Source organism: Marilutibacter chinensis, assembly GCF_021725675.1.
Classification (GTDB): Bacteria; Pseudomonadota; Gammaproteobacteria; order Xanthomonadales; family Xanthomonadaceae; genus Marilutibacter; species Marilutibacter chinensis.
This window is the reverse complement of sequence record NZ_JAKJPO010000008.1, coordinates 205,034-227,991: the sequence shown is the minus strand read 5'-3', so window position 1 is coordinate 227,991 and position 22,958 is coordinate 205,034. Positions and strand designations below refer to the sequence as shown.

Below are 22,958 nucleotides of genomic sequence, written 5' to 3'. Positions count from 1 at the left end.
CGTGGCCGGCACGCGCGCGCGGGTGTCGGCGTCAAAGTGTTGCGGTCTGTGCAGGCCGCAGCGCCAGCTCGGGCCAGCGCGCCAGCAGCGAGCGACGGATGCCGTCCGCATCGAGGCCGGCCTCGGCGAGCAGTTCCTCGCGACTGGCATGGTGCTGGAACGCGTCCGGCAGCCCGAGATGCAGGACCGGCAGGGTCACGCCTTCGGCCGCGAGGAGCTCGGCCACGCCCGAACCGGCACCGCCTGCCACCACGTTGTCCTCGAGCGTGACGAAGCCGTGGTGGGTCTTCGCCAGCTCGAGGATCAGCGCCCGGTCGAGCGGCTTGACGAAGCGCATGTTGACCAGGGTCAGCCCCAGCGATGCGGCGACGGTCTCCGCCGCGGCGACCACCGCGCCGAATGCGAGCAGCGCGACCGGACCGCCGCGCCGCCGCAGTTCGGCCCTGCCGATCGGCAGGGTGTCCAGGTCCGTCCCGACCTCGACGCCGGGGCCGGTGCCGCGCGGGTAGCGGACCGCGGCCGGGCCTTCGTGGTAGTGGCCGGTCGACAGCATCATCCGGCATTCGTTCTCGTCCGCCGGTGCCATCACCACCATGTTCGGCACGCAGCGCAGGTAGCTCAGGTCGAGATTGCCGGCGTGGGTGGCGCCGTCCGGGCCGACCACGCCGCCGCGGTCGATCGCGAACAGCACGTCGAGGTTCTGGATCGCGACGTCGTGGACGAGCTGGTCGTAACCGCGCTGCAGGAAGGTCGAGTAGATCGCCACCACCGGTTTCGCGCCCTCGCAGGCCATGCCGGCGGCAAGGGTGACCGCGTGCTGTTCGGCGATCGCGACGTCGAAATAGCGCTCCGGGTATTCACGGCTGAAGCGCACCAGGCCGGAGCCCTCGCGCATCGCCGGGGTGATGCCCATCAGCTTCGGATCGGAGGCGGCCATGTCGCACAGCCAGTCGCCGAACACGTCGGTGTAGGTCGGTTTTTTCGCCGCGGCCTTCTTGACCATGCCCTGCGCAGGGTCGAACGGGCCGACCGCGTGGTAGCCGATCTGGTCGCCCTCGGCCAGTTCGTAGCCCTTGCCCTTGGTGGTGATGATGTGCAGCAGCTGGGGGCCTTTCAGGGTCTTGAGCGTCTTCAGCGCTCCCAGCAGCGAGGGCAGGTCGTGGCCGTCGATCGGGCCGGTGTAGTGGAAGCCGAGTTCCTCGAAGAACGTGGACGGCACGAACATGCCCTTCCAGTGCTCCTCCCAGCGGCGGACGAAACGCGCCGGCGCGCCGTGCTTGTCGCCGAGCAGCTTCTTGCCGCCCTCGCGCAGCGCATTGAGCGTGCGGCTGCCGGTCAGCCGGCCGAGCATGCGGGTGACGCCGCCGACGTTCTCCGAGATCGACATCTGGTTGTCGTTGAGGATCACCAGCAGGTTCGGCTCGATGCCGCCGCGTTCGTCGCCCATGCCGCCACCGTGCGCCAGCGCCTCGAACGCCATGCCGCCGGTCATCGCGCCGTCGCCGATCACCGCGACTACCTTGCGTTCGTCGCCGCTGCGCTGCAGGGCGATGGCCATGCCGAGCGCGGCCGAGATCGAGGTCGAGGAGTGGCCGACTCCGAAGGTGTCGTACTCGGATTCCTCGCGCTTCGGGAACGGCGCCACGCCGCCCTTCTGCTTGACGGTGTGGATGCTGTCGCGGCGGCCGGTCAGGATCTTGTGCGGATAGCACTGGTGGCCGACGTCCCAGACCAGGCGGTCGACCGGGGTCTCGTACAGCCAGTGCAGGGCGACGGTCAGCTCGATCACGCCCAGGCCCGCGCCGAAATGCCCTCCGACCCGCGCCACCTGCTCGATCAGGTAGGCGCGCAACTCATCGGCGATGGCGGGGAGCTCCTCCTCCGGGAACTGGCGCAGATCGGCGGGAACGGCGATGCGGGAGAGGCGGGGATAGCGTTGCGGATCGATCATCAGGACAGGCAGCCTCGCCGCGGAAACGCGGCGCATCCGTCATTGTCCTGCGGCCAAACGAGGGGGGCAAGCGTCCGGCAGGCACGACCGCAGGGGGCGGCCCCGATCAAATCCGGGACAGGCCGCGGCCGCGATCCAGGCATCCCAGAGGCCCATCGCGGCTCGCGCCGCTCCTGCGGGAGCGCTCCCACGGGGGCGGCGGGCGGAGCGCCGCTGTCAGCGGCCGCGCAGGCGGCCGAACAGCCCCGACTTGGGCTGATCCGTCTCGGGTTCGGGCTCGCGGTATTCCTCGGCGAAGCCGGTGGCCAGGTTGGCGTTGATGAAGTCGGCCACGTCGGTCGCGGGCACGCCGCTGGCCGCCGCGATCTCGGCCAGGGTCGCAGGCCCCTTCATCATCACCGTCGAGATGCGGAAATGCTTGGGATACTCGCGTTCGGTCTGCGGCCACTTCAGCATCTGGAAGCGGCCATCTGGGTCGTAGCCTTCGACGATGCGGCCTTTGCCGGCCAGCAGTCCGCCCAGCCAGACCAGACGGACCAGCGGTTGCGGTTCGGCCTTGCCGGCCTCGGCCGCCCAGCGGGCGTCGTCGACCGGGGCGAAATCGCTGCCGATGACGCCGCCGTCGAACAACGGTGCCAGCGGCTTCAGCGCGCTGCCGGCGATGTACTGGCGGGCATCCGCGTCGATCAGAATCTGCTGGCCGCCGCGTTCGAGTCTGACCCGGCCCTTGAGCCGGCCCTCGGCAAGCCAGTGGGCAAGATTGGCGGCGGCCGCCCCGGGGGCCGGTGTCGCAGCCGGAGCGGGCGCCGGCACGACTGCTGCTGCAGCCACAGCAGCGGGCGGTGTCACCGGGGGCGCCGGCGTGGTCGGACTCGCCGGTTGCACGGTGGCGACCGGAGCTGCCGGCCGGGACGGTGCGATCACCGGTCGCGGGGGCGGTGCCGCCGGTGCGACGGCCGCGTCCACGGGTTCGCGGACGGTGGCGGGGCTGGCCGGGGCAGGAGCGGCAGGAGCCGCGCTGGCCGGAGCGGGGGCGGTCGTGGTGGCGCCGGCTGCGGACAGTGGCACGCCAGCCGCCGTCGCGAGCTCGCCGAGCAGGGTGGCGACGGTGTCGGCATCGAACGGGCGCTCGAGACGGAAGTCGGTCTGCGTGCGCGAGGCGGTGGTCAGGCCCACGACCTGCTTCTGCGCGGCATGCAGTCGAAGCCAGCTCATCGGCCCGTACATGCTGTCCATGTCGACGATCACGTATCCGGCATCCTTCTCGGACAGCAACTGCCAGGGCCGGCCGAGGCGGGCATTGGCGGCATTGAAGGCGGCGGTGAGCGCCGATTCGGTGTCCGGGTCCATTCCGGTAAGGCCCAAGGTCAGAGGCATCGTCCAGTCCGTTCGCATGCGGGTCGCGCGTTAACACGCGAGTGTTGCCAAGCCCGCCGGTCGCGTCAACGGATCGCAATCGCTTTCAGGCAATCCGTCCGGAGTGGGCGGTGCGGCGTGCCCGCGAACGGCACATTGGGACGCTGCAGGTCCACTCCCGGTGGCGCGCAGCGGTCATCGATCGCCGGTCCACGGCCGCATGCTGCATTGCGGCGGGCGGCGTGCGCGGACCGGTCGGGATCCCGGCGCGGTTCAGGTGACCAGTCGGGTGTTCTTCGGCAGCTGGCTGCGCAGGAAGCTCATCTGGTCGGCGAGAATGTTGCGGTTCGACAGGATCAGGTGCTCGACCCAGCTCGGGCGATACGGCACCGCCAGCAGCGGCATGTGCGCCTGCTGCGGAGTGCGGTTGCCCTTGCGCGAGTTGCAGCTGAAGCAGGCGCTGACCACGTTCTCCCAGATGTCGCGGCCGCCCTTGGAAACCGGCTGCACGTGGTCGCGGGTCAGCTGCGGGCGGTTGAACTGCTGGCCGCAGTACAGGCACAGATAGCTGTCGCGGGCGAACAACGCCGCGTTGGTCAGCGCCGGGGTCGGGTCGAGCGCGCTGGCACGGGCATGACCGCGTGCGGCGATGATCGGCGGCAGGTCGAGCACGCTCTGCTCGCCGGTCAGGCGACTGGTGCCGCCATGCACGCGCAGGCAGGGCTCGCCGAGGGTCCAGGCGACCGCGTCGCGGGCATAGAGGCAGGCGGCGTCCTGCCAGCTCATCCAGTCGAGTACCCGGCCGCATGCGTCGAGCGACAACAGCCGCACCGAGTTCAGGCGCTCGATCGCGTTGCGTGGGACGGGTCGCGGGAAGCCGGCAGCGGAATGGCCGGAGTGGAAACCGCCGGACGACGCCGACAGGGTGGCCGGGTCGCTTCGATGCCGGGCATCGGATGCATCCCCGTGGATCAAGCGTAATGGCGCTCTATCGGTCTCCATCGGGACACCAGCTTATACGCCATTGTTTACGTTTTGTGTAGACGAAGGGAATGAAGGCAGGCCGCGGGGTGCCGCGGCCTGCATCGTTCAGCCGGCGGCCGGCAACGGTTTGCTCATCCTCAGCAGATCGTCCTCGTAACCGACGGCCTCGTACAGGCGCCGTGCCCGCACGTTGCCGGGGAATACCGACAGGGTCAGCCGGCTGCAGGCGTGTTCGCGGGCGAAGCGTTCGGCATGGGCCAGCAGCCGGCGGGCGAAGCCGCGTCCTTCGCACGCCGGCAGCACCGCCAGGTCCGACACGTGGCAGGTCGGTGCACCGCCGAAGAAGTCGGTGCCCAGCAGCAGGTGGACGAATCCGGCCGGCATGCCGCCCTGTTCGACGACGAAGAAATGCGAACCCTGCGGGCGCTCGTCCAGATGCCGGACGATGTCGGCGCGTACGCCAGCGTCGACGGCATCGCGGCTGCGACCGGCCGGCAGCGGAAACGCACTGAAGCTTTCCGCGAAGCCGAGGATGAAATCGCGATCGGCGTTCGCCGCCGCACGGATCCGTACCGCGTCGCCGACGGCGCCGTCAGTCACCGCCGCCTCCGTCGCCACCGCCACCGCAACCGTCTCCGCCGAACGCGCTGCCGCAGGCGCCGTCGCCGGAGAGGGCGGGGTAGCCATCGCCACTGGCTCCATCGCTGCATGCATATGGATCCAGCCGTTCGCGTTCCCTGGCGTCGCCGATCGCCTGCGACCGGGCGAACGCGATGCAGATCGTCGCGCCCATCACCGGCAGCAGCCAGGTCAGCATCAGCTGAACCAACTGCTGCGACGGCGAGAACGCGACCGCGCGCAGGATCCGCGTGGTCGCCACCAGGTTCAGCACGATCACGACGGCTGCCGCGACCAGCATCCAGCCGGACATTCCGCTCATCGCCGTTGCGTCCGGGTCATTCCAGCGGCAGCTCGGGCAGGCCGGCGATGCCGCTTTCGATCGCGGAGGCGTGGGTGGCGGTGCGCGGCAGGATCCGGGCGAAGTAGAAGCGGGCGGTCTCGCGCTTGTCGTCCTTGAACGCCTGCGGCTGCGCTGAGGACTCGGCCGCAGCGACGCTGCGCGCCCACCAGTAGGCCAGCGCGACGTAGCCGGAATACATCAGGTAGTCGTAGGCGGCGGCACCGATCTCGTCCGGGTCGGCAGCCGCGCGCTTGCCGATCGCGAGTGTCAGCTGCTGCCACTGCGTGGCCTTCTGCATCAGCTCGGCGACGAACGGCGCCAGCGCCGCATCCTCGGCGTGCGCCTGGCAGAACTCGGCGATCATCCCGAGCATCACCTTCAGCCCGGCGCCCTGCAGCTGCATGACCTTGCGGCCGAGCAGGTCGAGCGCCTGGATGCCGGTGGTGCCCTCGTACAGGGTGGTGATGCGGGCGTCGCGGGCCAGTTGCTCCATCCCGTGCTCGGCGATGTAGCCGTGGCCGCCGAAACACTGCAGCGCATGGTAGGTGCATTCCACGCCCCACTCGGTCAGGCAGGCCTTGACGATCGGGGTCATGAAGCCGACCAGGTCGTCGGCGCGCTGGCGCGACTCCGCGTCGGGTGCGTGATGGGCTTCGTCGACCAGCAACGCGCCGTGGTAGCCCATCACCCGGCCGCCCTCGACCAGCGCCTTGCAGGTCAGCAGCATGCGCCGCACGTCGGGGTGGACGATGATCGGATCGGCCGGCCTGTCGGGGAACTTCGCGCCGCTGAGCGCACGCATCTGCAGGCGCTCGCGCGAATAGCGCAGCGCGTTCTGCAGTGCGCGGTCGGACAGGCCCAGGCCCTGCAGGCCGACCGCGAGGCGGGCGGTGTTCATCATCGTGAACATGCCCATCAGGCCCTTGTGCGGTTGGCCTACGAGGTAGCCCTCGGCGCCATCGAAGTTCATCACGCAGGTGGCCGAGCCGTGGATGCCCATCTTGTGTTCGAGGCTGCCGCAGCGCACCGCGTTCGCCGCGCCCATGTTGCCTTCACGATCGACCTTCACCTTCGGCACCACGAACAGCGAGATGCCCTTGCTGCCGGCCGGGGCGTCCGGCAGCCGCGCCAGCACCAGGTGCACGATGTTCTCGGTCATGTCGTGCTCGCCGGCGGTGATGAAGATCTTGGTGCCGGTGATCCGGTAGCTGCCGTCGGCCTGGGGCTCGGCGCGGGTCTTGAGCAGGCCCAGGTCGGTGCCGCAGTGGGGCTCGGTCAGGCACATCGTGCCGGTCCAGCGGCCCTCCACCAGCGGGCCGAGGAAGGCCTGCTTCTGCCAGTCCTCGCCGTGCTGCAGCAGCGCCTCGGTGGCGCCGTGCGAGAGCAGCGGGAAGTTGCCCCAGGACAGGTTGGCGGCGTCGATCATCTCCTTCATCGGCACGCCGGCGGCATGCGGCAGCCCCTGGCCACCGAATTCCACCGGCGACACCAGGCCCGGCCAGCCGCCCTCGACATACTGCGCGTAGGCCTGACTGAACCCCGGCGGCGTGCTCACCTTGCCGCTGTCCTTGTCGAACGTGCAGCCCTGCTGGTCGCCGACCGCGTTCAACGGCGCGAGCACGGTCTCGCAGAAGCGGGCGCCTTCCTCTAACACGGCATCGAGAATGTCGCGGGTCGCGTCGGCGAAGCCCAGGCGCTGGAACGCGGCCTCGGCGTGAAGCACGTCGAACAGGGCGAAACGGATGTCGTCGAGCGGGGCTTTGTAGGCACTCATTGCGGATATGTCGTCCTTAGGAAATGGGGCGGCGATGCGGGAAAGCGGTCAGCGCAGCACGCCGGGCAGGCCCGGCGCCGGGTTCAGGCTGCTGCGGTACTCGACCTCGAAGTCGCGCGGCTTGCGGCTTTCCTCCGGCGTGGCGACGACCTTGCCGGTGAGCTGGTAACCGAGCCCGCGACCGGCCGCCAGCGCGTCGGCGACCGCCAGCTTCGCGGCCGCGGAAGGCATCAGGCGGGTCTCGACCACGTCGGCGGACTCCGGACCGATGTCGAGCGCGGGGCTGGCCTGCAGCGTGCCCGCTTCATGGCCGCCGGCCTGCAGCGTCAGTTCGAAGCGATCGAAGCGCATCGGGATGCTGCTGTAGTTCTCGATCCGCACCTGCACGGTCCAGCTGCCGTCGGTGCCGACGGTGAGCTGCTGCAGGCGCGCGGCCGGTTCCGACACGCGCCGCACCGGGCCGCTCGAGCACGCGGCGAGCAATGCCGCCAACAGCGCGAAACCGAGCCAGTAGCCGAAACCATTCGCCTTTATGCCCATGCGTCGCCTCGCTGTCCGATCAGGGAAGCGCGAGGATACTACGGCGCATGGAACCGCGAGGAAGTGCCGCGTTCCGTCGCCCGCCGGCGTGGCTCAGTCCAGCAGTCCCTTGCGCAGCGCGTAGCGCACCAGCTCGGCGGTGTTGCGCACGTCGAGCTTGGCCAGCACGCGGGTGCGGTGGTTCTCGGCGGTCTTGGCGCTGATCCCGAGCTGGCGCGCGATCTCCTTGGTGGTCAGGCCTTCGGCGATGAGGTGGAACACCTCGCGTTCGCGCGCGGTCAGGCGGCCGTAGGGATCGTCGACCACGCGCTGCGGGTTCTGCATCTGCTCGGCCAGGGCCCGCGCCGCCTGCGGACCGAAGTAGCCGCGCCCGGCCTGCAGGCTGCGCACCGCGGCCAGCAGCTCGGACGCCGCGCTGTCCTTGACCAGGTAGCCGGAGGCGCCGGCGCGGACCGCCTGCAGCACGTACTCGTCCTCCTGGTGCATGGTCAGTACCAGCACCCGCGTCTGCGGCAATGCCTCGTGCAGGCGACGGACCACCTCGATGCCGTTCAGCCGTGCCATCGAGATGTCGGTCACGACCACGTCCGGACGCACGGCGATCGCCTTCTCGATGGTTTCCGCGCCGTCGGATGCCTGCGCCACCACCTGCACGTCGCCATCGGCCTGCAGCATGCCGGCCAGGCTCTCGCGGACCAGGGTGTGGTCGTCGGCGAGCAGCACGCGGATCGGCGCATGCGGGTTCCAGGAATGGGGAGCGGCTGACATGGACGATCCCTCCCGCGCGTGGAACACGCCCCACAGTGTATGCCATGCCCGGATGGCGGGTGGAAATGCGACCCGTTCTAGCCGTCCAGCGGCACGATCGCGCGCAGGCGCGCGCCGTCGCCGGGGTTGGAGTGCAGCTCCAGGCGGCCGCCATGCAGGCGCAGGCGTTCGCGGATGCCGCCCAGCCCGCTGCCGCCGGCGGCGAACACCGCCTGCGGATCGCAGCCGCGGCCGTCGTCGGCCACCTGCAGTTGCAGGTCGCGTCCGCGTGCGACCAGCCGCAACAGCACGTGCTCGGCGCCGGCATGCTTGGCGACGTTGTTCAGCGCCTCCTGCGCGACCCGGAACAGCAGGGTCTGCAGGTCGCCGTCCAGCGCGGGCAGCGGTTCGATCTCGACCGTGATCGACAGCCCGCTGGCCTCGCCCTGGCTGCGCGCCAGCCAGCGCAGCGCGGGCTCCAGACCGAGATCGTCGAGGATCGGCGGGCGCAGCAGCCGCGACAGCTGGCGGGTGTCCTCGAGGGTCTCGCTGCACAGCGCGATCGCGGCGTCGAGGCGGGCGTGCTGCTGTGCGTCCATGCCTTCGCCCAGCTGTGCCAGGCGGTGCTTGAGCGCGGTCAGGTTCTGGCCGATGCCGTCGTGCAGCTCGCGCGCCAGCCGCCGCCGTTCGTCCTCCTGCACTCGCCAGACCGAACGCGCGAGCCTGCGGAACTCGCGCTCGTTGGCTTCCAGTCGCTGCAGCAGGCGCTGGTACTGGTCGCGGATCGCCGGCAGCGAGAACGCGTCCGGCGCGTCTCTGGAACCGTGATTCCCGTGCTTCATCGTGGATCGTCCTGACGGGCGGTCACCGTCGCCTCGGGTTCGGCGGCGACGTCGAAGCCCGCGCGCAGGGCTTTGGGCAGGCCCTCGCGCAGACGCGCCTGGGCGGCGTCCGCGAGGGCCCGGGTGCGTGTGGCGGCGCGGACGTCGCCGGTTGCGGCATGGGCGGCGGCGGCAAGCCGGTGCAGGTCCGCGGCGCGCCGGTAGTCGCCATTGCGCAGCAGACCGGCGGCTTCGCGATAGGCGTCCAGTGCCGTCCGGGGCTCGGCTTCGGCGAGCGCCAACTCCATCGCCAGCTCCAGCCATCCCAGCCGCAGACCGGCATGGCCCAGTGCGGCGGTGGCGGCGTCGAGCCGTTCGCGGGCTTCGCGCAGGACCGCCGGGTCGTCGCGGGCGCGATCGAGTTCGATCTGCAGCTGCAGCTGGCGCACGCCCGAGGTCGCGGCCAACTGCCGCGCCTGCTGCAGGGCGGCCGCGGCCAGTGCGGGATCGCCGGCGCGGCGTGCGAGTCGTGCCCGCTGCAGTCCGGCGATCGCCTGCTGCTCGGCTGGGGCCTCGGCCAGCGCCGGTGCGAGCGCGTCGAGGGCGCGCCGAGCCTGATCGTCGGCATGGGCGGCGAGCAGCGCCTGCGCCTCGAGCAGGGCGCAGTCGAGGGTTCCACGCTGGTCTTCGCGCTGGCGGAACAGTGCGCCGGCTGCTTCGGCCTCGGTGATCGCGTCGCCGAAGCGGCCCTGCCACAGCGCCAGCTCGGCCAGGTTGCGGCGGCTGACCGCGGCCTCTTCGGGCATCTGCTGCTGTTCGGCGCTGGCGAGCGAGTCCTGCAGGCGACGCTGCGCGTCGTCCCAGTCGCCGCGCGCGGTGGCGAGCAGGCCCAGATTCTGCGCCGTGCGGATCAGGCCGGTCTGCGAGCCGAGCTTGCGGTACGTTTCCGAGGCCTGCTGCCAGTAGACCTGGGCGTCGTCGTAGGCGCCGAGCTGGTAGTGGGCGAAGCCGATGTTGTTCAGCGCCTGGGCGCTGCCGTGGCTGTCGCCGGCCTGCTGCCAGCTCTGCAATGCGCGACGGAATGCGGCCAGCGCACCGGCGTAGTCGCCGCGTTCTTCCGCGAGCAGGCCGAGTTCGTTCTCGATCGCCGCCAGGCCCTCCCGGTCGCCCAGTTCGTTGTAAAGCGCCCGCGCCTGCTGCAGATGGTCGGAGGCCTCGTCGAAGCGGCCGGTCAGCGACAGCACGTTGGCGAGGTTGCGCAGGCTGGTGGCGACGCCGCGGCGATTGCCGACCGTGCGGCGCAGCTCGACTGCCTTGCGGTACTGCTCGGCGGCATCGGCGGTCTGGCCGAGACGGCCGTAGCCGATTCCGAGCGCATTGACCGTCTCCGCTTCGCCGAAGGTATTGCGGCTGCGCTTGTACAGCACCAGCGCGCGCACGAGGTACTCGTCGACCGCGCGTCGCGCGTCGCCGCCGAGGATGCTGAACTTGCCCAGTTCGTACCAGCCGCGCGGGTCGTTTGCGTCGCGGCGGGTCAGTGCCTGTGCGGTCGCCGCCGCGGCGGTGAAGTCGCCGCCCGCGCCCTGCGCGCGCGCCAGCTGCAACTGGGCGTAGGTGTCGTCCGGCGCCACCTGCAGCCTGGCCTGCCATTCGCCGGCTGCGCCGGCTGCGTCGCCGTCCAGCAGCAAGCGTGTCGCGGCCAGGCGGCGTTGCAGGCTGGCCGGAGCCGTCGATGCGCCGCGTCCGGCCCGTTCGACCGCATCCCAGGCGCTGTCGACCTCGCCGATCGCCTGCGCGGTTTCCGCCGACGCCATCCAGGCGGCGGTGTAGCCGGGCGCGGCGGCGGTCGCCTCGCGCAACCGTTCGATCGCCCGGTCGAGCGCACCGTCACGGCCCGCGAGAAGTCCGGCGCCGTAGGCGTCGAGGGCGGCGGTGGACGCCGGCAATGCCAGCAGCTCCCGGCCGTCGTCGTCACCGAGCGCAAGCACGCGCCGGGTCGTCGCTGCCGCCATCCATGCGTGCAGCGCGGCCGATGGATCGGCGGCCGCAGGACCATCGAGGACGGTGGGCGCCGCATCGTCATGGTGCAGTCGTGCGCGTACCTGCCAGTGGCCGTCGACGGACTGGAGACGCGTCTGCAGCACGTCGCGGGCAGCGGCGATCTCGTGCAATGCAGCGATGTCCGGCCGTGCGGCGCCGGTCGGATCGAGCTGGCGCAGCGCCTGCGCGGTGCGCTCGCCGTCGACCACGGCCAGGCCGGAGCCGAATGCGAGCGCATCGCGCAGGTGGGCGCCGAGCGCGGCCAGGCGGACCGGGGGCAGGTCGCTGCCGGGGTCGCCCGCCATCGGCAACACCAGCACCCGGCTCAGCGGAGCCGACGCCGTCACCGGCATCTTTTCGGCGGGCGCACCGACCGGCCATTGCCACCACGCAACGAGGCCAGCGCCCAGTGCCAGCACCGCTGCCAGTGCCCAGACCATCGCCTTGCGCGGCCGCAGTTCCCGCGGCACTTCGCGGCGGTCGATCGCGGCGATCACCTCGGTACCGGTCTGGAAGCGATGCGCCGGCTGTGGACGCAGCAGTTTGTCGAGCAGGCGTGCGACCCACGCCGGCACGTCGGCGCGCTCGCCGGTCACCGGCGCGGGCGTGCGCAGCATCCGCTGCGCCAGCACCTCGGCCATCGTTCCGCTGGCGAACGGCGGCTTGCCGGTCAGCATCTCGTAGAGGATCAGGCCGAGCGCATAGAGGTCGCTGCGGCCGTCGATCGCGTCGCCGCGCGCCTGCTCCGGCGACAGGTAGTCCGGGGTGCCGATGACCGAACCGGAGCGGGTCAGTCCACTGGTCGCCAATGAACGCGCCACCCCGAAATCGCTGATGTACGCGTTGCCCGCGGCATCCAGCAGCACGTTGGCCGGCTTCAGATCGCGATGGATCACGCCCTTCGCGTGCGCGGCGGCCAGCCCCTGCGCCAGCTGGCGTGCGATCCGCAACGCATCCTCGACCGCGAACGCGCCGTCGCGATCGAGCACGCGGTCGAGCGCAGCGCCGTCGACGTAGTCCATGCTGATCAGCCACTGGTCGTTGTGGCGGGCGAGGTCGTGGATCCGGACCACGTGCGGATCGGAGACCTGCCGTGCCAGCAGCAGTTCGGAGCGGAAGCGTTCGAACGAATCGCTGCGGTGCGCCAGTTCCGGACGCAGCAGCTTGATCGCGACCGGCACGTCCAGCGCGAGATCGGTCGCGCGGTAGACCACGCCCATGCCGCCGATTCCGAGCAGCGACTCGATCCGGAAGCGCCCGGCCAGCACCGTGCCCGGTACCAGCCCGGCCTGGGCGTAGATGCCGGTGGCGGTCTCGTCGCCGGACGGGGCGCCGGTGCTCATCTGAAAGCCCCGGCATGGGCGGCGACGATGCCATCCCAGTACATCGCGTCGGCATCTCCCGGGTCCTGAAGCCGCGATGCCGACGCCGACGCCGATGCATGCGCATCAAGCAGTTCGCGGGTCCGTTGCGCCGCGATCCACATCGCCGCGTTGTCGGCGAAGGCGGCGAGCAGCTCGACGTCGAGGTCGCTGACCGGCGGTCCCGGACGCACCCGGTCGGCATAGATCGCGCCCAGCACGCGGGTGCCGTCGAGCAGCGGCACGCAGACCAGGCTGTTGAGGCCGGCCACCGCGACCGATGCGCGTTCGGCCAGCCAGGCGAGGCGGGCGACGTCGTTGGCGACGATCGCCCTGCGTTCGGCCAGCGCCCGTCGGACCGCGCCGACGCTGCCGGAAAAGGCCCGCGTCGACAGCATCGCCGGGTCCAGCGCCATGCTCGCGCGCACCGCGTAGCCGCGGTCGCTCTCCAGCAGTACGAACCCGCGCTCGCAGTGGGCCAGCTCCACGACCGCGCGCAGGCTGGCGTCGACGAGATCGCCGATCCCGGTCATCTGTTGCAGCTGGGCGGTGTGCGCGGTGGCCAGCGCGCGGCGGGCGGTCGCCTGCTGCCGGCCGGCTGCGGCTTCGCCTTCGTCGATTGCCGCGAACTCGCAGTGCACGTCGCCGAAGCGCAGCCAGCACGTCGGCGGCAGGTGCACGTCCTCGCCCCGGGCGCCGTCGACGAAGCTGCCGTTCTTGCTGCCCAGGTCGAGCAGCCGCCAGCCGTCCTGCGTACTGCGCAGCTCGGCGTGGGTGCGCGACACCGAGGGATGGTCGAGGATCAGGTGGACGCTGCCCGGTGGCGCGGTGGCCAGGCCACTGTCCGGGGTGCGGCCGATGCGCAACGTTCCGTCGGCCTGGACCAGACAGATGTTGGCAGCGCCTTCGGGCGGATAGGCGATCAGTCGCGCCGGCATCCGGTCATCTTAGCGCGGGCCGGTCCGACGGCCAGGGGCGGGTCCGTGCCGGGCCCGGCCGGGGAGCCGTAGGCGGCGGATGCGGTCGCGCCCGGCGCGTCCGCCTTACGGTCCGTAGTCGCGCAGGTAGGCGATGCTGAACTTCAGCGTGTTCGCGCCCGCGATCAGGTCGCCGGCCTGGTTGCTGCCGCCGCCGCCCGCCTGCCACTGCTGGCTCAGGCTGCTGCCGGCCTGGCTGGCGGCGCTCGCGCGCAGGGTGTCGAGTTCGGCGATCGCGGTGGCGTAGTCCTCGGCGGCGATCGCGGCTTCGGCGGCGTCGAGGCTGGCGATGTGGCCGGCGCGTACGCCGACGGGCAGCGCATCCACGCGGTCGCGCAGCCAGTCGAATTTCTCTGCGACCACCTCGTCGGTATCGCGCAGGTCGAGCAGCACCAGGAACTGCGAGAAACCGCCGGTGGTGCCGCGTGCGCGCACGCTGCCGGGGGCGATCTCGTCGGTGATGTCGCGGAACGCGCCGCCGAGCGGCGCCTTGAACAGCCGATAGGCGCTGCCCGCGGTGTAGCTCAGTGCGTGGGTGTGCACCTCGACCCGCACCGTGCGGTTGAAGGTCAGCCCGCCGCCACTCGGTGGCTCTATCGTGATCAGCAGCGGCAGCGCGGAATCGAGCTGGGTCAGCTGCAGGTCGGGCAGGCGGGCGAGCAGCAGCGGATCGTTGAGACTCACCAGCGTCGCGCCGACGCCGAGACTGGAAGCGCTCAGGCCGCTGGCGTCGTCGAAGTTCAGGCTCACGTCGGCCACGCTCTGCCCGAGCACCCCGATCTGCGCGGTGGCGTTGTTGCCGGACACCTGGACCTGCACGGGCAGCGTTTGCGCGGTGGCGCTGCCGACCGCAGCGAACATCAGCGCGAGCAGCACGACCGGCAGCAGCCGGACCGGCGACGGTCTCTGGAACGGGGCGAATCTCGGCATTGCTTCCTCCGGGGTGGGCCGCTGCCGGGGGGCGTGCGAACGGACAAGCAGGGCGGATACGCGCCCGAGCCTAGCGCGAAACCGTGAGCACCGTCTCTAGGGGTTTTCCCTCAGGCGCGCCCGCCTCCCTGGGTTCTCGGCTCCGTTTCCGATCCCTCGCCGGCAAGGAGTGGGTGTATTCACCTTCATGAACTGAAGGAAATCCCCGATATGCCCGCGAGCGCGGCTGGGAATACTCGATGCGGATCCCGATCAACGAGTCCGAGGAGAGATCCGGCATGAGCAGTCCGCACCCGCACCGTATTCCCGCCCGCCTGCGCCTGTGTGCGATCGCGGCAGGCCTGCTGGCCAGTGGCGTCGCCGTGGCCGAGGCCCGGCTGGATCCGCAACTGGTCGCGGAGCTGGCCGGCGCGCTGCCCGTCGACGAGCTGGAGATCGTGATCAGCTATGGTCAGTCCGGCCCGCTCACCACCGGGCAGCTCGAGGTGCTGCGCAACCTGGGCATCACCCGCGGTCGCACCATGCACCACCTGCCGATCGCCGGCGCGCTGGCCACCCCGGCGGAGATCCGCGCGCTGGCCGGGCGCAACGACGTGCTGTCGATCCACCTGAACCGCGAACTGCGGTACTACAACGCCGATGCGCGGGAGCTGTCCGGCGTCGACGCCGTGCAGGCCGATCCCGATTACGGCTATACCGGGCAGGGCGTGACCGTGATGGTCAACGATTCCGGCATCGACGCCACCCACGAGGACCTCAAGCTCGGCGAGAACGTCGTCGAGAACGTGCAGGCGCTGACCAACCTGTCGTCGGTGCTGGGTTTCCTGCCGGCGACCTATCTTGAGGGCCAGCCCAATACCGACGTCAGCTCCGGCCACGGCACCCACTGCGCCGGCTCGGTCGGCGGCACCGGCGAGCGTTCCGGCGGCCTGCATCGCGGTGTCGCGCCCGGCGCCGACATTGTCGGCTACGGTTCCGGCGCGCTGATCTCGATCCTCGATGCGGTCGGCGGCTTCGACTATGCGATCGGCAACCAGCACGCGTTCGACGCACCGATCAAGGTGATCTCGAACTCGTGGGGGACTTCGGGCGACTTCGACCCGACCGACCCGGTCAACATCGCCAGCTACGAGGCCTACAAGCACGGCATCGTCAGCGTGTTCGCGGCCGGCAACGATGGCCCCGGCGCGGACACCCACAACCCCTACGCGCAGGCGCCGTGGGTGATCTCGGTCGGTGCCGGCAACAAGGACGGCACCCTGGCCGACTTCTCCTCGCGCGGCAACCCGGGCGAGAGCGGCAGCTTCAGCATGCCCGACGGCAGCCAATGGACCTACGTCAACCAGCCGACCCTGGTGGCGACCGGCGTGGACATCGTCTCCGCCCGTGCGCTGACCGGCGCGCTGCCGCTGCTGGCGACCGGCCAGGACGCCAGTCTCGACCCGCTGCACGTGCCGTTCTACACCCACATGAGCGGCACCTCGATGGCGACGCCGCACGTGGCCGGCATCGTCGCGCTGCTGCTGGAGGCCAATCCGGCGCTGACCCCGCTGGAGGTCAAGACGGTGCTGCACGACACCGCCGACCCGATGCCCGGCCGCGCCAGCTGGGAAGTCGGCGGCGGCCACGTCGATGCCTACGAGGCGGTCGGCGTCGCGGCCGGACTCTGATCGAACGCCTGCACCCCGGGGCGAGGGGCGCGGGCATCACCGGAGCAGTCCGGGCAGCACCGGCGGCAGGATCGAGGGGGCTCGGTCCTGCTGTCCGGTGCTGTCTTTTTCGGAGTGCCTGGATCGGGCAGCACGTGCCGCCCTCTTCGCCATCGCACCGGAGGGCGGCTGGTTGGGGAGGGCTGATTGGAGAGGGCTCGTTGGGGGGAGGGCTGGTTTAGGGCGGCTGGTTGAGGGGGGGCTGGTTCAGGAGGACTGGTCTGGCGGACCGCCCCGAGCCGCACGTGAGCCGACCCCGCCGGCTGGCCGGTCCGCGCAGACGCCAGCATGAGGGCTTTCCCCCAGTACGGTTGAAGGCAATCCCGGATGGCCGGCGGCGCCGCGCCCGGCGAAGGTGATGCGACCCCCGGTTTCCCGGGGGATCCACACCGGAGCCTGTCCATGTCATTCCAGTCCCGTTCCATCACCCGTCGCAGGAGCTTCCGCGTCTGCGCCCTGGCCGCCGGCCTGCTCGCCAGCGGCGTGGCGCTCGCCGACGCCCACCTCGACCCGCAACTGCTCTCGCGCATGGACAGCGCATTGCCGACCGACCAACTGCAGATCATCGTCAGCTACGAACAGTCCGGGCCGGCCACCGCCACCCAGCTCGACGCGCTGAAGCTGCTCGGCATCGACCGCGGCGTGCGCATGCAGAGCCTGCCGATCGTCGGCGCGCTCGCGACCCCGGCCGAGATCCGTGCGCTGGCCGCGCGCGACGACGTCGCCTCGATCTACTTCAACGCGCCATTGCGCTACTTCAACAAGGAAGCGCGCGAGATGTCCGGTGCCGCACGCACCGTGCAGAACCCGGGCGACTACGGTCGCGCGATTCCGTTCAGCGGCTGGGGCGTGACCGTGCTGGTCAACGACTCGGGTGTCGACGCCACCCACGAGGATCTGAAGTTCGGCGAGAACGTCGTGCAGAACGTGCTCGGCCCGCAGAACATCCTCGCCGAGCTGGCCGGCGAGCTGGTCGCACCCGGCATCGTTCCGATCACCTATCTCGAGAACATTCCCAACACCGACCTCGGGTCCGGCCACGGCACCCACTGCGCCGGCACCATCGGCGGCACCGGCGAGCGCTCGAACGGCCTGTACCGCGGCGTCGCACCGGGCGCCGACCTGGTCGGCTACGGTTCGGGCGCGGTGATCCTCGTGCTCGACGCGGTCGGCGGCCTCGACTACGCCGCCACCCACCAGTTCAGCTTCGACTCGCCGATCCGGGTCACCAGCAACTCCTGGGGCAGTTCGGGCAAGTTCGATCCGCTGAACCCGGTCAACATTGCGACCTACGAGCTGTACAAGCGCGGCATCGTCAGCGTGTTCGCGGCCGGCAACGACGGCCCCGGCGAGGACACCCACAACCCGTACGCGCAGGCGCCATGGGTGATCTCGGTCGGCGCCGGCGAGAAGGACGGCGTGCTGACCGGCTTCTCCTCGCGCGGCAAGCGCGGCGAGATCGGCGATTTCACGATGCCCGACGGCAGCCAGTGGACCTACATCAACGAGCCGACCGTGGTCGCCACCGGCGTCGACATCGTCTCCACCCGCGACACCGCCGGCTCGCTGCACCTGCTGGCCGACGACAGTTCGCTCGACCCCGCCCACCAGCCCTTCTACAGCCACATGAGCGGCACCTCGATGGCGACGCCGCACGTGTCCGGCATCGTCGCGCTGATGCTGGAGGCCAACCCGAACCTGACCCCGGCGCAGGTCAAGGACATCCTGCAGCGCACCGCGACCAACATGACCGGGCGGTTGCCATGGGAAGCCGGCGCCGGTCACGCCAACGCCTACGCCGCGGTCGCCGAAGCCGCCGGCCTGCGCGACGATCACGGCGGCACCGTCAACGCGCTGCGCGAGTTCAACGCCAACGCGATCCTGGTGCCGGGCAGCAGCCAGCCGTTCTCGTTCGACTTCTCGCCGGTCGGCGAAACCGGCAAGCAGCAGTTCACCGTCGGCGACAAGGCGGCCTGGGTCTCGGTCCGCGCGACCATCGGCGAGAACACCCTGGCCCTGGTGCTGACCGACCCCGACGGGGTCAGGTACGGCTCGGCGATCGCTCTGCCGGTGCTCGGCGACACCGTGACCACTGGTGCGCCGGCCAAGCCGGGCGTGTGGACGGTCAGCGCGCGCGGCATCGGTTCGGTGTCCGGCACCGGCCTCGACCCGCTCGGTGTCACCAACGGCTATGGCCTGCCGGGTACGGTCAGCGGCGAGATCAGCCTGATCAACAGCGGCGGCTACACCGGCATGGGCGACGTCGCCAGCCACCCGGCGCGGTCGGCGATCGAATACGCGGTCGGCAACCGGTTGGTCGATGGCCACTCCGATCACCAGTTCCGTCCGGACGCGGTGCTCAAGCGCAGCGAACTGGCCGAGTACCTGGTGATGGGCGCCAGCATCCGCCAGTGGCTGCCGTTCTCCGGCAACAGCAGCTTCAGCGATATCGGTCCGGGCCACGCCGCGTATCCGTTCGCCGAATCGGCCGTCGCCCGCGGCGCCGCGCTGCGCGACCTCGGCCAGTCGCAGGCCGGGGTGATGGGCACGGTCAACGGCGCGTTCCGTCCCAACGACAAGGTCACCCGGATCAGCCTGGCGTATTCGCTGGTGCAGAGTCTGGCCCTGCAGAGCGAGGCGCAGGCCTTCAGCGGCGAGCTGACCGCGTTCTACGACGGCAAGCGCATCCCGGTCGAGGACGCCGGCAGCATCCCGGCCAGCCTGCGCGGCTACGCCCAGCTGGCGCTCGACCTGGGCCTGATCAACGCCCGCTTCACCGTGACCCAGGGGCCGTTCGACCTGGAGCCGACCCTGCATGCCTGGTTCGATCCGTCCCTGGGCGTGACCCGCGCCGCCTACGCGGTCGCCGCCGGCCGCTACATGGCGCACTACCAGAGCGCGGAGGACTGACTCGCAGACACCGAGCAGCAAGGAGCGGACGGTATCCCCCCGTCCGTTCTTCCCCGAGTGGCCCGGCATCCCCCCGGGCCACTCTTCTTTCTGCAATCTCCGCCGCGCTACCTGCGCAACGCCCGGGCGACCAGCAGCGCGATCGGCAGGCCGAACAGGAACATGTGCGACAGCAGGTCCAGGCTCGATGACAACGGCGGAAAGCTGACCGGCCGCGGATAGGCCGACAGCGGCAGCACCACGCAGCGCATCGCCAGGAACACCACGATGCCGAACAGCGGCCCCGTCCACATCGGCCGCTCGCGGAACCAGCCGATCCGCATCGCGACCGCTGCGTAGATCCCGGCCCAGCCGACCGATATCGCGAAATGGCAGAACAGACCCAACGCTGCGCTGGCGTTGCCGCCGTCGTAAGCGTCGGCACCCTGCAGGCCGCTGGCGATGGTCTGCAACACCCGGACCGGCGTCACCCCCAGCGTGGCGGCGAAGGAAATCGCGTAGACCAGATCCAGCGCGCCGCCGAGCAGGCCGCCCAGCAGCACCCCGGCAGGCAACGAAAGCTTCCGCATCGTGTATTCCCCGGTAGCGACGAAGGCGACGACTCTAGCGCGCTGCAGATGCGAGCGGAGGGCCGATCCGAATGGCTCCGGTAGGTCGGGGCGAACCGGTTCCCTGGGGCAGGCCGGCGCGGCACCGTCGAGCTCCATCGTCGCGGCGCCGGCAACTGGTGGCCTTCTCCGCCCCGCCTATATCCTGACCCGGTGCGGACGCGACCACCGGCGACATGAGCGATTCCTGTTGCGGATGCGGAACGACGATCGACGTGCAGGCGATGCACGCCAAACAGCGCCGCGTGCTGGTCACCGTGCTCGCGATCAACGCCGCGACCTTTCTGATGATGATCGCCGCCGCGATCCTTTCGCGTTCCTCGTCGTTGCTGTCGGGCGGTCTCGACAACCTCGGGGACGCGCTGACCTACGCCCTCAGCCTGGCCGTCGTCGGCGCCAGCGCCACGGCAAAGGCCAGGGTGTCGCTGTTCAAGGGCGGGTTGATCCTGATCGCGGCGCTGGCGGTCGGCGCACAGACCGCCTGGCGGCTCGTCAACCCGGTCACGCCGCTGTTCGAAGGCATGGGCCTGGCCGCCCTGCTGAACCTGGGCGCGAATATCGTCTGCCTGCGGCTGCTGACGCCGCACCGCGACGGCGACGTCAATCTCGCCTCGGCCTGGGAGTGCTCGCGCAACGACGTCGCCGAAGGCTTCGCCGTCCTTGCCGCCGCCGCGCTGGTCTGGCTGTTCAATGCCGGTTGGCCCGACCTGGTGATCGCTGCCGCGCTGCTGGTGATGTTCCTGAGGTCGGCGATGCGCGTGTTCCGCGCATCGTGGAACGAACTGCGCACGGCGGAAGCTGTCCGGCAGGGCGGGGCGGGGTGATTGCGCGGGGCTGCGGCTCGCGAAAATGTACCTGACCCCATTTCTGACCCCATTTCTGGTTATGTTTTTGGAGCGCCCGGCGCTGCGGCTCGCGCAAGGTGTCGCCATCACCAGTGGGCGCGAGGTCATTCCGAACTCCGTTGGCTGGTCGGTTCCGAAGGTGGAGCTGGTGAGCAAGGTCCAAGCGCTGCTGCACTCGGGCAGCTTGAATATCCGCCGGGATTTGTCTGACGCCCCGGTGCTGGTGCGCGAGTTGAAGGACTTTCGCGTGAAGTACTCCGACGCGGGCAATGCGACGTTCAACGCCCGCGAGGGCGCTCACGACGACCTGGTCCTTGCGCTGGCCCTTGCCGTGTTTGGCCTTTCGCGGCCCGAGTACGCGACCGCCGACGACCTGAAGGTGATATGGCCCCGTCGGGGACTGGTCCGCTAAAGGTAGGGCAAACGGCCTGACCGTCTTCTCAGCCTGTGCGACAGAGGGTATGGTCTAATGAGCCGTTTCATTAGGGGCGATGGGCGGGCAAACGTGGAGGCGCTGGAACTCTCCCGCGATGTGCTTGATTGGGCTGCTGAAAAGGCGGGCCAAACGCTGCACTCTTTCGCCGAAAGCGTAGCCAAGCGCGAGAAGGATCGCGAGCGCATCACCGAAGGCCGCTTGACCGTGCCACAGGCCGAGAAGCTGGCGAAGAAGGCGCGCATTCCCTTCGGCTACCTGTTCCTTGCCGAGCCGCCCGAAATCACGCGCCCTAGCATTCCCGATCTACGCCAAATCCAAGACGCGCAGCCGTTGAGCGAAGACTTCTATGAAACGCTCGAAGACGTGTTTGCGAAGCAGAGTTGGCTGATCGAATATCTGACGGAAGCGGGGGGCGGGGAGCTTCCCTTCGTTGGTCGCTTCGCTGCCGATGCGAAGCGCAATGCTGACGACATTGCCGCGGACATGCGCCGCGAGCTTGGCATTACCGACGACGACCGCCGCAAGAGCCCCGATGCCGCGTCCTATTTTTCCGCGCTGAGCGCGAAGGCCGAGGCTAAGGGTGTGTTGGTCTTTAAGACGAGCTACGTCAAGGCCAATACGCACCGGCCGATCTCCGAGAAGGAGTTTCGCGGCTTCGCGGTCGCGCACAAGCTGGTGCCGCTGGTATTCGTCAACGGGCGCGATGCCGAGGTAGCGGCCGTCTTTACACTCATGCACGAGTTGGCTCACATCTGGCTTGGCGTGACTGGCGTTTCTGACGTGACGCCCAGCCGATTCGGCAACCCGACAGAACGCCTCTGCAACCGCGTTGCGGCGAACCTGCTAGTTCCGATGAACGCCTTCCTGGAGCGCTGGGCTGGCCCGCAGGACGTGGACAAGCTCGCCAAGTATTTCCGAGTCAGCAAGCTCGTCATCGCGCGGCGCGCGCTGGACAACAAGCTTGTGGATCAAGCGTTTTATGACGAGGTCGCGGCCAACACGCAGCGGGTTAAGTCCAGCGGCAAGCCGACGGCCCTTGTCACGATCCCGATTAGAAACAGCAAGAAGTTCACGAGAACGATTGTGGCGAGCGCGATGAGCGGGCAAACGTTGCTCCGCGACGCCGCGAGTTTGTTGAACGTCAAGCCTGATACGGTCGTGGCGTTGGCAAAGGGGCGTGCCGAACGTGACTAACAAGTACATCATCGATTCCAATGTCTTCATTCAGGGCAAAAACTTCCACTACCACTTCGCGTTCTGCGAAGGGTTTTGGGACTGGGTGCATGAAGGCTTCGACAAGGGCGTGATCTACAGCATCGGCAAGGTTCGCGCGGAGCTGCTCGCAGGCAAGAAGGGCGACGAAGCGCGCAAGTGGGCCGAGGAAATGCCCGATGGGTTCTTTCTCGACGACGTGGGCGACGCCGACGTGATGAAGGAATATGCCCACTGCATGACCTGGGCTGCGGCCGACAAGCACTATCAGCCTGCGGCACTGACTCGCTTCGCCGAGGCCAAGAGGGCCGACGCATTTCTGCTCGCCTACGCACGCGCCCACGGGCATGTTGTGGTGACGCAGGAGTTGTCGCAGCCCGAGAAGCGTAAGGAAGTGCCGATACCCGATGCGGCACTGAAGATCGGCAAGATTAAGACCGTGACGATCTACGAACTGCTGCGGGCACACGCGCGGCCGACCTTCGTCTTTTCGCCGTAGCGCATACGTGGCCCGCAAGAGTTCCACGCCAGCCGGTGAGTCGCCTACCGAGCGCGAGCAGCGCGAAGCTATGGAAGAAACGCTGGGCCTCATCGAGCAGTGTGATGCGCTCATGGCCGAGTACGAAGCGCTGACCAAGGCTGGCACAACGCCCGGCAGCGACGACGCGACAGGCTAGCAGCGCGCGTCCTGCGCCCCAGCGTGGCGCGACCAATGCCGTACCACTGGCGACGCCCGCAGGCAGGGCTAGCCCGAAGCGCCCTAGCGCGCACGGGGCAGGGTCGGCCGAGTCGTGCC

General features: G+C 69.8%; 19 protein-coding genes. 6 read left to right on the top strand and 13 right to left on the bottom strand.

Annotated elements, in window-relative coordinates:
- Window positions 1-31 precede the first annotated feature (31 nt).
- The 12 genes from dxs to L3V18_RS13345 form a co-directional block, all read right to left on the bottom strand.
- Window positions 32-1,951, bottom strand: a complete 1,920-nt coding sequence (gene dxs / locus L3V18_RS13400) for a 1-deoxy-D-xylulose-5-phosphate synthase (RefSeq protein ID WP_237055726.1) — start codon at window positions 1,949-1,951, stop codon at window positions 32-34.
- A gap of 216 nt (window positions 1,952-2,167) precedes the next feature.
- A complete protein-coding gene (locus L3V18_RS13395; RefSeq protein WP_237055729.1) occupies window positions 2,168-3,328 on the bottom strand; it encodes a hypothetical protein in 1,161 nt (386 codons plus the stop codon).
- 252 nt (window positions 3,329-3,580) lie between these two features.
- The gene (locus L3V18_RS13390; protein WP_343226341.1) at window positions 3,581-4,093 is read right to left on the bottom strand and encodes an HNH endonuclease; all 513 of its coding nucleotides are present in this window, start codon (window positions 4,091-4,093) and stop codon (window positions 3,581-3,583) included.
- A gap of 303 nt (window positions 4,094-4,396) precedes the next feature.
- Complete coding sequence (locus L3V18_RS13385) at window positions 4,397-4,891, bottom strand: GNAT family N-acetyltransferase (RefSeq protein ID WP_237055678.1); 495 nt, start codon at window positions 4,889-4,891, stop codon at window positions 4,397-4,399.
- Window positions 4,884-5,231, bottom strand: a complete 348-nt coding sequence (locus L3V18_RS13380) for a hypothetical protein (protein ID WP_237055677.1) — start codon at window positions 5,229-5,231, stop codon at window positions 4,884-4,886. Before L3V18_RS13380 ends, L3V18_RS13385 begins: the two co-directional genes overlap by 8 nt.
- 16 nt (window positions 5,232-5,247) lie before the next feature.
- Window positions 5,248-7,026 carry an acyl-CoA dehydrogenase C-terminal domain-containing protein gene (locus tag L3V18_RS13375; protein WP_237055676.1) on the bottom strand — a complete coding sequence of 593 codons (1,779 nt, stop codon included), beginning with the start codon at window positions 7,024-7,026 and terminating at the stop codon, window positions 5,248-5,250.
- A 48-nt stretch (window positions 7,027-7,074) separates the two neighbouring features.
- Window positions 7,075-7,566 (bottom strand): LEA/WHy family protein, encoded by a 492-nt coding sequence (locus tag L3V18_RS13370; RefSeq protein ID WP_237055675.1) that lies wholly within the window; start codon window positions 7,564-7,566, stop codon window positions 7,075-7,077.
- Between the two features lie 93 nt (window positions 7,567-7,659).
- Window positions 7,660-8,334 carry a response regulator gene (locus L3V18_RS13365; protein WP_237055674.1) on the bottom strand — a complete coding sequence of 225 codons (675 nt, stop codon included), beginning with the start codon at window positions 8,332-8,334 and terminating at the stop codon, window positions 7,660-7,662.
- A gap of 77 nt (window positions 8,335-8,411) precedes the next feature.
- The gene (locus L3V18_RS13360) at window positions 8,412-9,155 is read right to left on the bottom strand and encodes a sensor histidine kinase (protein WP_237055673.1); all 744 of its coding nucleotides are present in this window, start codon (window positions 9,153-9,155) and stop codon (window positions 8,412-8,414) included.
- Window positions 9,152-12,517 carry a serine/threonine-protein kinase gene (locus tag L3V18_RS13355; RefSeq protein ID WP_237055670.1) on the bottom strand — a complete coding sequence of 1,122 codons (3,366 nt, stop codon included), beginning with the start codon at window positions 12,515-12,517 and terminating at the stop codon, window positions 9,152-9,154. Before L3V18_RS13355 ends, L3V18_RS13360 begins: the two co-directional genes overlap by 4 nt.
- Window positions 12,514-13,473, bottom strand: a complete 960-nt coding sequence (locus L3V18_RS13350) for a GAF domain-containing protein (protein ID WP_237055669.1) — start codon at window positions 13,471-13,473, stop codon at window positions 12,514-12,516. The genes L3V18_RS13355 and L3V18_RS13350 overlap by 4 nt, the downstream gene beginning before the upstream one ends.
- A gap of 105 nt (window positions 13,474-13,578) precedes the next feature.
- Window positions 13,579-14,442 (bottom strand): DUF6689 family protein, encoded by an 864-nt coding sequence (locus L3V18_RS13345; RefSeq protein ID WP_237055668.1) that lies wholly within the window; start codon window positions 14,440-14,442, stop codon window positions 13,579-13,581.
- Between the two features lie 278 nt (window positions 14,443-14,720).
- Between L3V18_RS13345 and L3V18_RS13340 the strand changes: the two genes are divergently transcribed.
- Together L3V18_RS13340 and L3V18_RS13335 are read left to right on the top strand one after the other, a co-directional pair.
- Window positions 14,721-16,112, top strand: a complete 1,392-nt coding sequence (locus L3V18_RS13340) for a S8 family peptidase (RefSeq protein ID WP_237055667.1) — start codon at window positions 14,721-14,723, stop codon at window positions 16,110-16,112.
- A 441-nt stretch (window positions 16,113-16,553) separates the two neighbouring features.
- Window positions 16,554-19,061, top strand: coding sequence for a S8 family peptidase (locus L3V18_RS13335; protein ID WP_237055666.1), 2,508 nt, complete (start codon window positions 16,554-16,556; stop codon window positions 19,059-19,061).
- Between the two features lie 107 nt (window positions 19,062-19,168).
- Here L3V18_RS13335 and L3V18_RS13330 read toward each other — a convergent pair whose 3' ends face one another.
- Entirely contained in the window at window positions 19,169-19,630 is a 462-nt protein-coding gene (locus L3V18_RS13330) for a DUF1440 domain-containing protein (RefSeq protein ID WP_237055665.1), read from the bottom strand.
- Window positions 19,631-19,845: 215 nt separating this feature from the next.
- Between L3V18_RS13330 and L3V18_RS13325 the strand changes: the two genes are divergently transcribed.
- From L3V18_RS13325 to L3V18_RS13310, 4 genes are read left to right on the top strand one after another with little or no spacing between them, the layout of a single operon-like run.
- Complete coding sequence (locus L3V18_RS13325) at window positions 19,846-20,493, top strand: cation efflux transmembrane domain-containing protein (protein WP_237055663.1); 648 nt, start codon at window positions 19,846-19,848, stop codon at window positions 20,491-20,493.
- A gap of 25 nt (window positions 20,494-20,518) precedes the next feature.
- Entirely contained in the window at window positions 20,519-20,926 is a 408-nt protein-coding gene (locus L3V18_RS13320) for a hypothetical protein (RefSeq protein WP_237055660.1), read from the top strand.
- A gap of 57 nt (window positions 20,927-20,983) precedes the next feature.
- Window positions 20,984-22,144, top strand: a complete 1,161-nt coding sequence (locus L3V18_RS13315) for an ImmA/IrrE family metallo-endopeptidase (protein ID WP_237055658.1) — start codon at window positions 20,984-20,986, stop codon at window positions 22,142-22,144.
- On the top strand, window positions 22,137-22,661 hold the full coding sequence (locus L3V18_RS13310) for a DUF4411 family protein (RefSeq protein ID WP_237055657.1): 525 nt from the start codon (window positions 22,137-22,139) through the stop codon (window positions 22,659-22,661). Before L3V18_RS13315 ends, L3V18_RS13310 begins: the two co-directional genes overlap by 8 nt.
- Window positions 22,662-22,958: the final 297 nt, after the last annotated feature.

Bases quoted from the DNA above. Each gene is read 5' to 3' on its own strand.
- dxs (WP_237055726.1), bottom strand. From the start codon at position 1,951: ATGATCGATCCGCAACGCTATCCCCGCCTCTCCCGCATCGCCGTTCCC.
- L3V18_RS13395 (WP_237055729.1), bottom strand. From the start codon at position 3,328: ATGCCTCTGACCTTGGGCCTTACCGGAATGGACCCGGACACCGAATCG.
- L3V18_RS13390 (WP_343226341.1), bottom strand. From the start codon at position 4,093: ATGAGCTGGCAGGACGCCGCCTGCCTCTATGCCCGCGACGCGGTCGCC.
- L3V18_RS13380 (WP_237055677.1), bottom strand. From the start codon at position 5,231: ATGAGCGGAATGTCCGGCTGGATGCTGGTCGCGGCAGCCGTCGTGATC.
- L3V18_RS13375 (WP_237055676.1), bottom strand. From the start codon at position 7,026: ATGAGTGCCTACAAAGCCCCGCTCGACGACATCCGTTTCGCCCTGTTC.
- L3V18_RS13370 (WP_237055675.1), bottom strand. From the start codon at position 7,566: ATGGGCATAAAGGCGAATGGTTTCGGCTACTGGCTCGGTTTCGCGCTG.
- L3V18_RS13365 (WP_237055674.1), bottom strand. From the start codon at position 8,334: ATGTCAGCCGCTCCCCATTCCTGGAACCCGCATGCGCCGATCCGCGTG.
- L3V18_RS13360 (WP_237055673.1), bottom strand. From the start codon at position 9,155: ATGAAGCACGGGAATCACGGTTCCAGAGACGCGCCGGACGCGTTCTCG.
- L3V18_RS13355 (WP_237055670.1), bottom strand. From the start codon at position 12,517: ATGAGCACCGGCGCCCCGTCCGGCGACGAGACCGCCACCGGCATCTAC.
- L3V18_RS13350 (WP_237055669.1), bottom strand. From the start codon at position 13,473: ATGCCGGCGCGACTGATCGCCTATCCGCCCGAAGGCGCTGCCAACATC.
- L3V18_RS13345 (WP_237055668.1), bottom strand. From the start codon at position 14,442: ATGCCGAGATTCGCCCCGTTCCAGAGACCGTCGCCGGTCCGGCTGCTG.
- L3V18_RS13340 (WP_237055667.1), top strand. From the start codon at position 14,721: ATGAGCAGTCCGCACCCGCACCGTATTCCCGCCCGCCTGCGCCTGTGT.
- L3V18_RS13335 (WP_237055666.1), top strand. From the start codon at position 16,554: ATGTCATTCCAGTCCCGTTCCATCACCCGTCGCAGGAGCTTCCGCGTC.
- L3V18_RS13330 (WP_237055665.1), bottom strand. From the start codon at position 19,630: ATGCGGAAGCTTTCGTTGCCTGCCGGGGTGCTGCTGGGCGGCCTGCTC.
- L3V18_RS13325 (WP_237055663.1), top strand. From the start codon at position 19,846: ATGAGCGATTCCTGTTGCGGATGCGGAACGACGATCGACGTGCAGGCG.
- L3V18_RS13320 (WP_237055660.1), top strand. From the start codon at position 20,519: ATGTACCTGACCCCATTTCTGACCCCATTTCTGGTTATGTTTTTGGAG.
- L3V18_RS13315 (WP_237055658.1), top strand. From the start codon at position 20,984: ATGAGCCGTTTCATTAGGGGCGATGGGCGGGCAAACGTGGAGGCGCTG.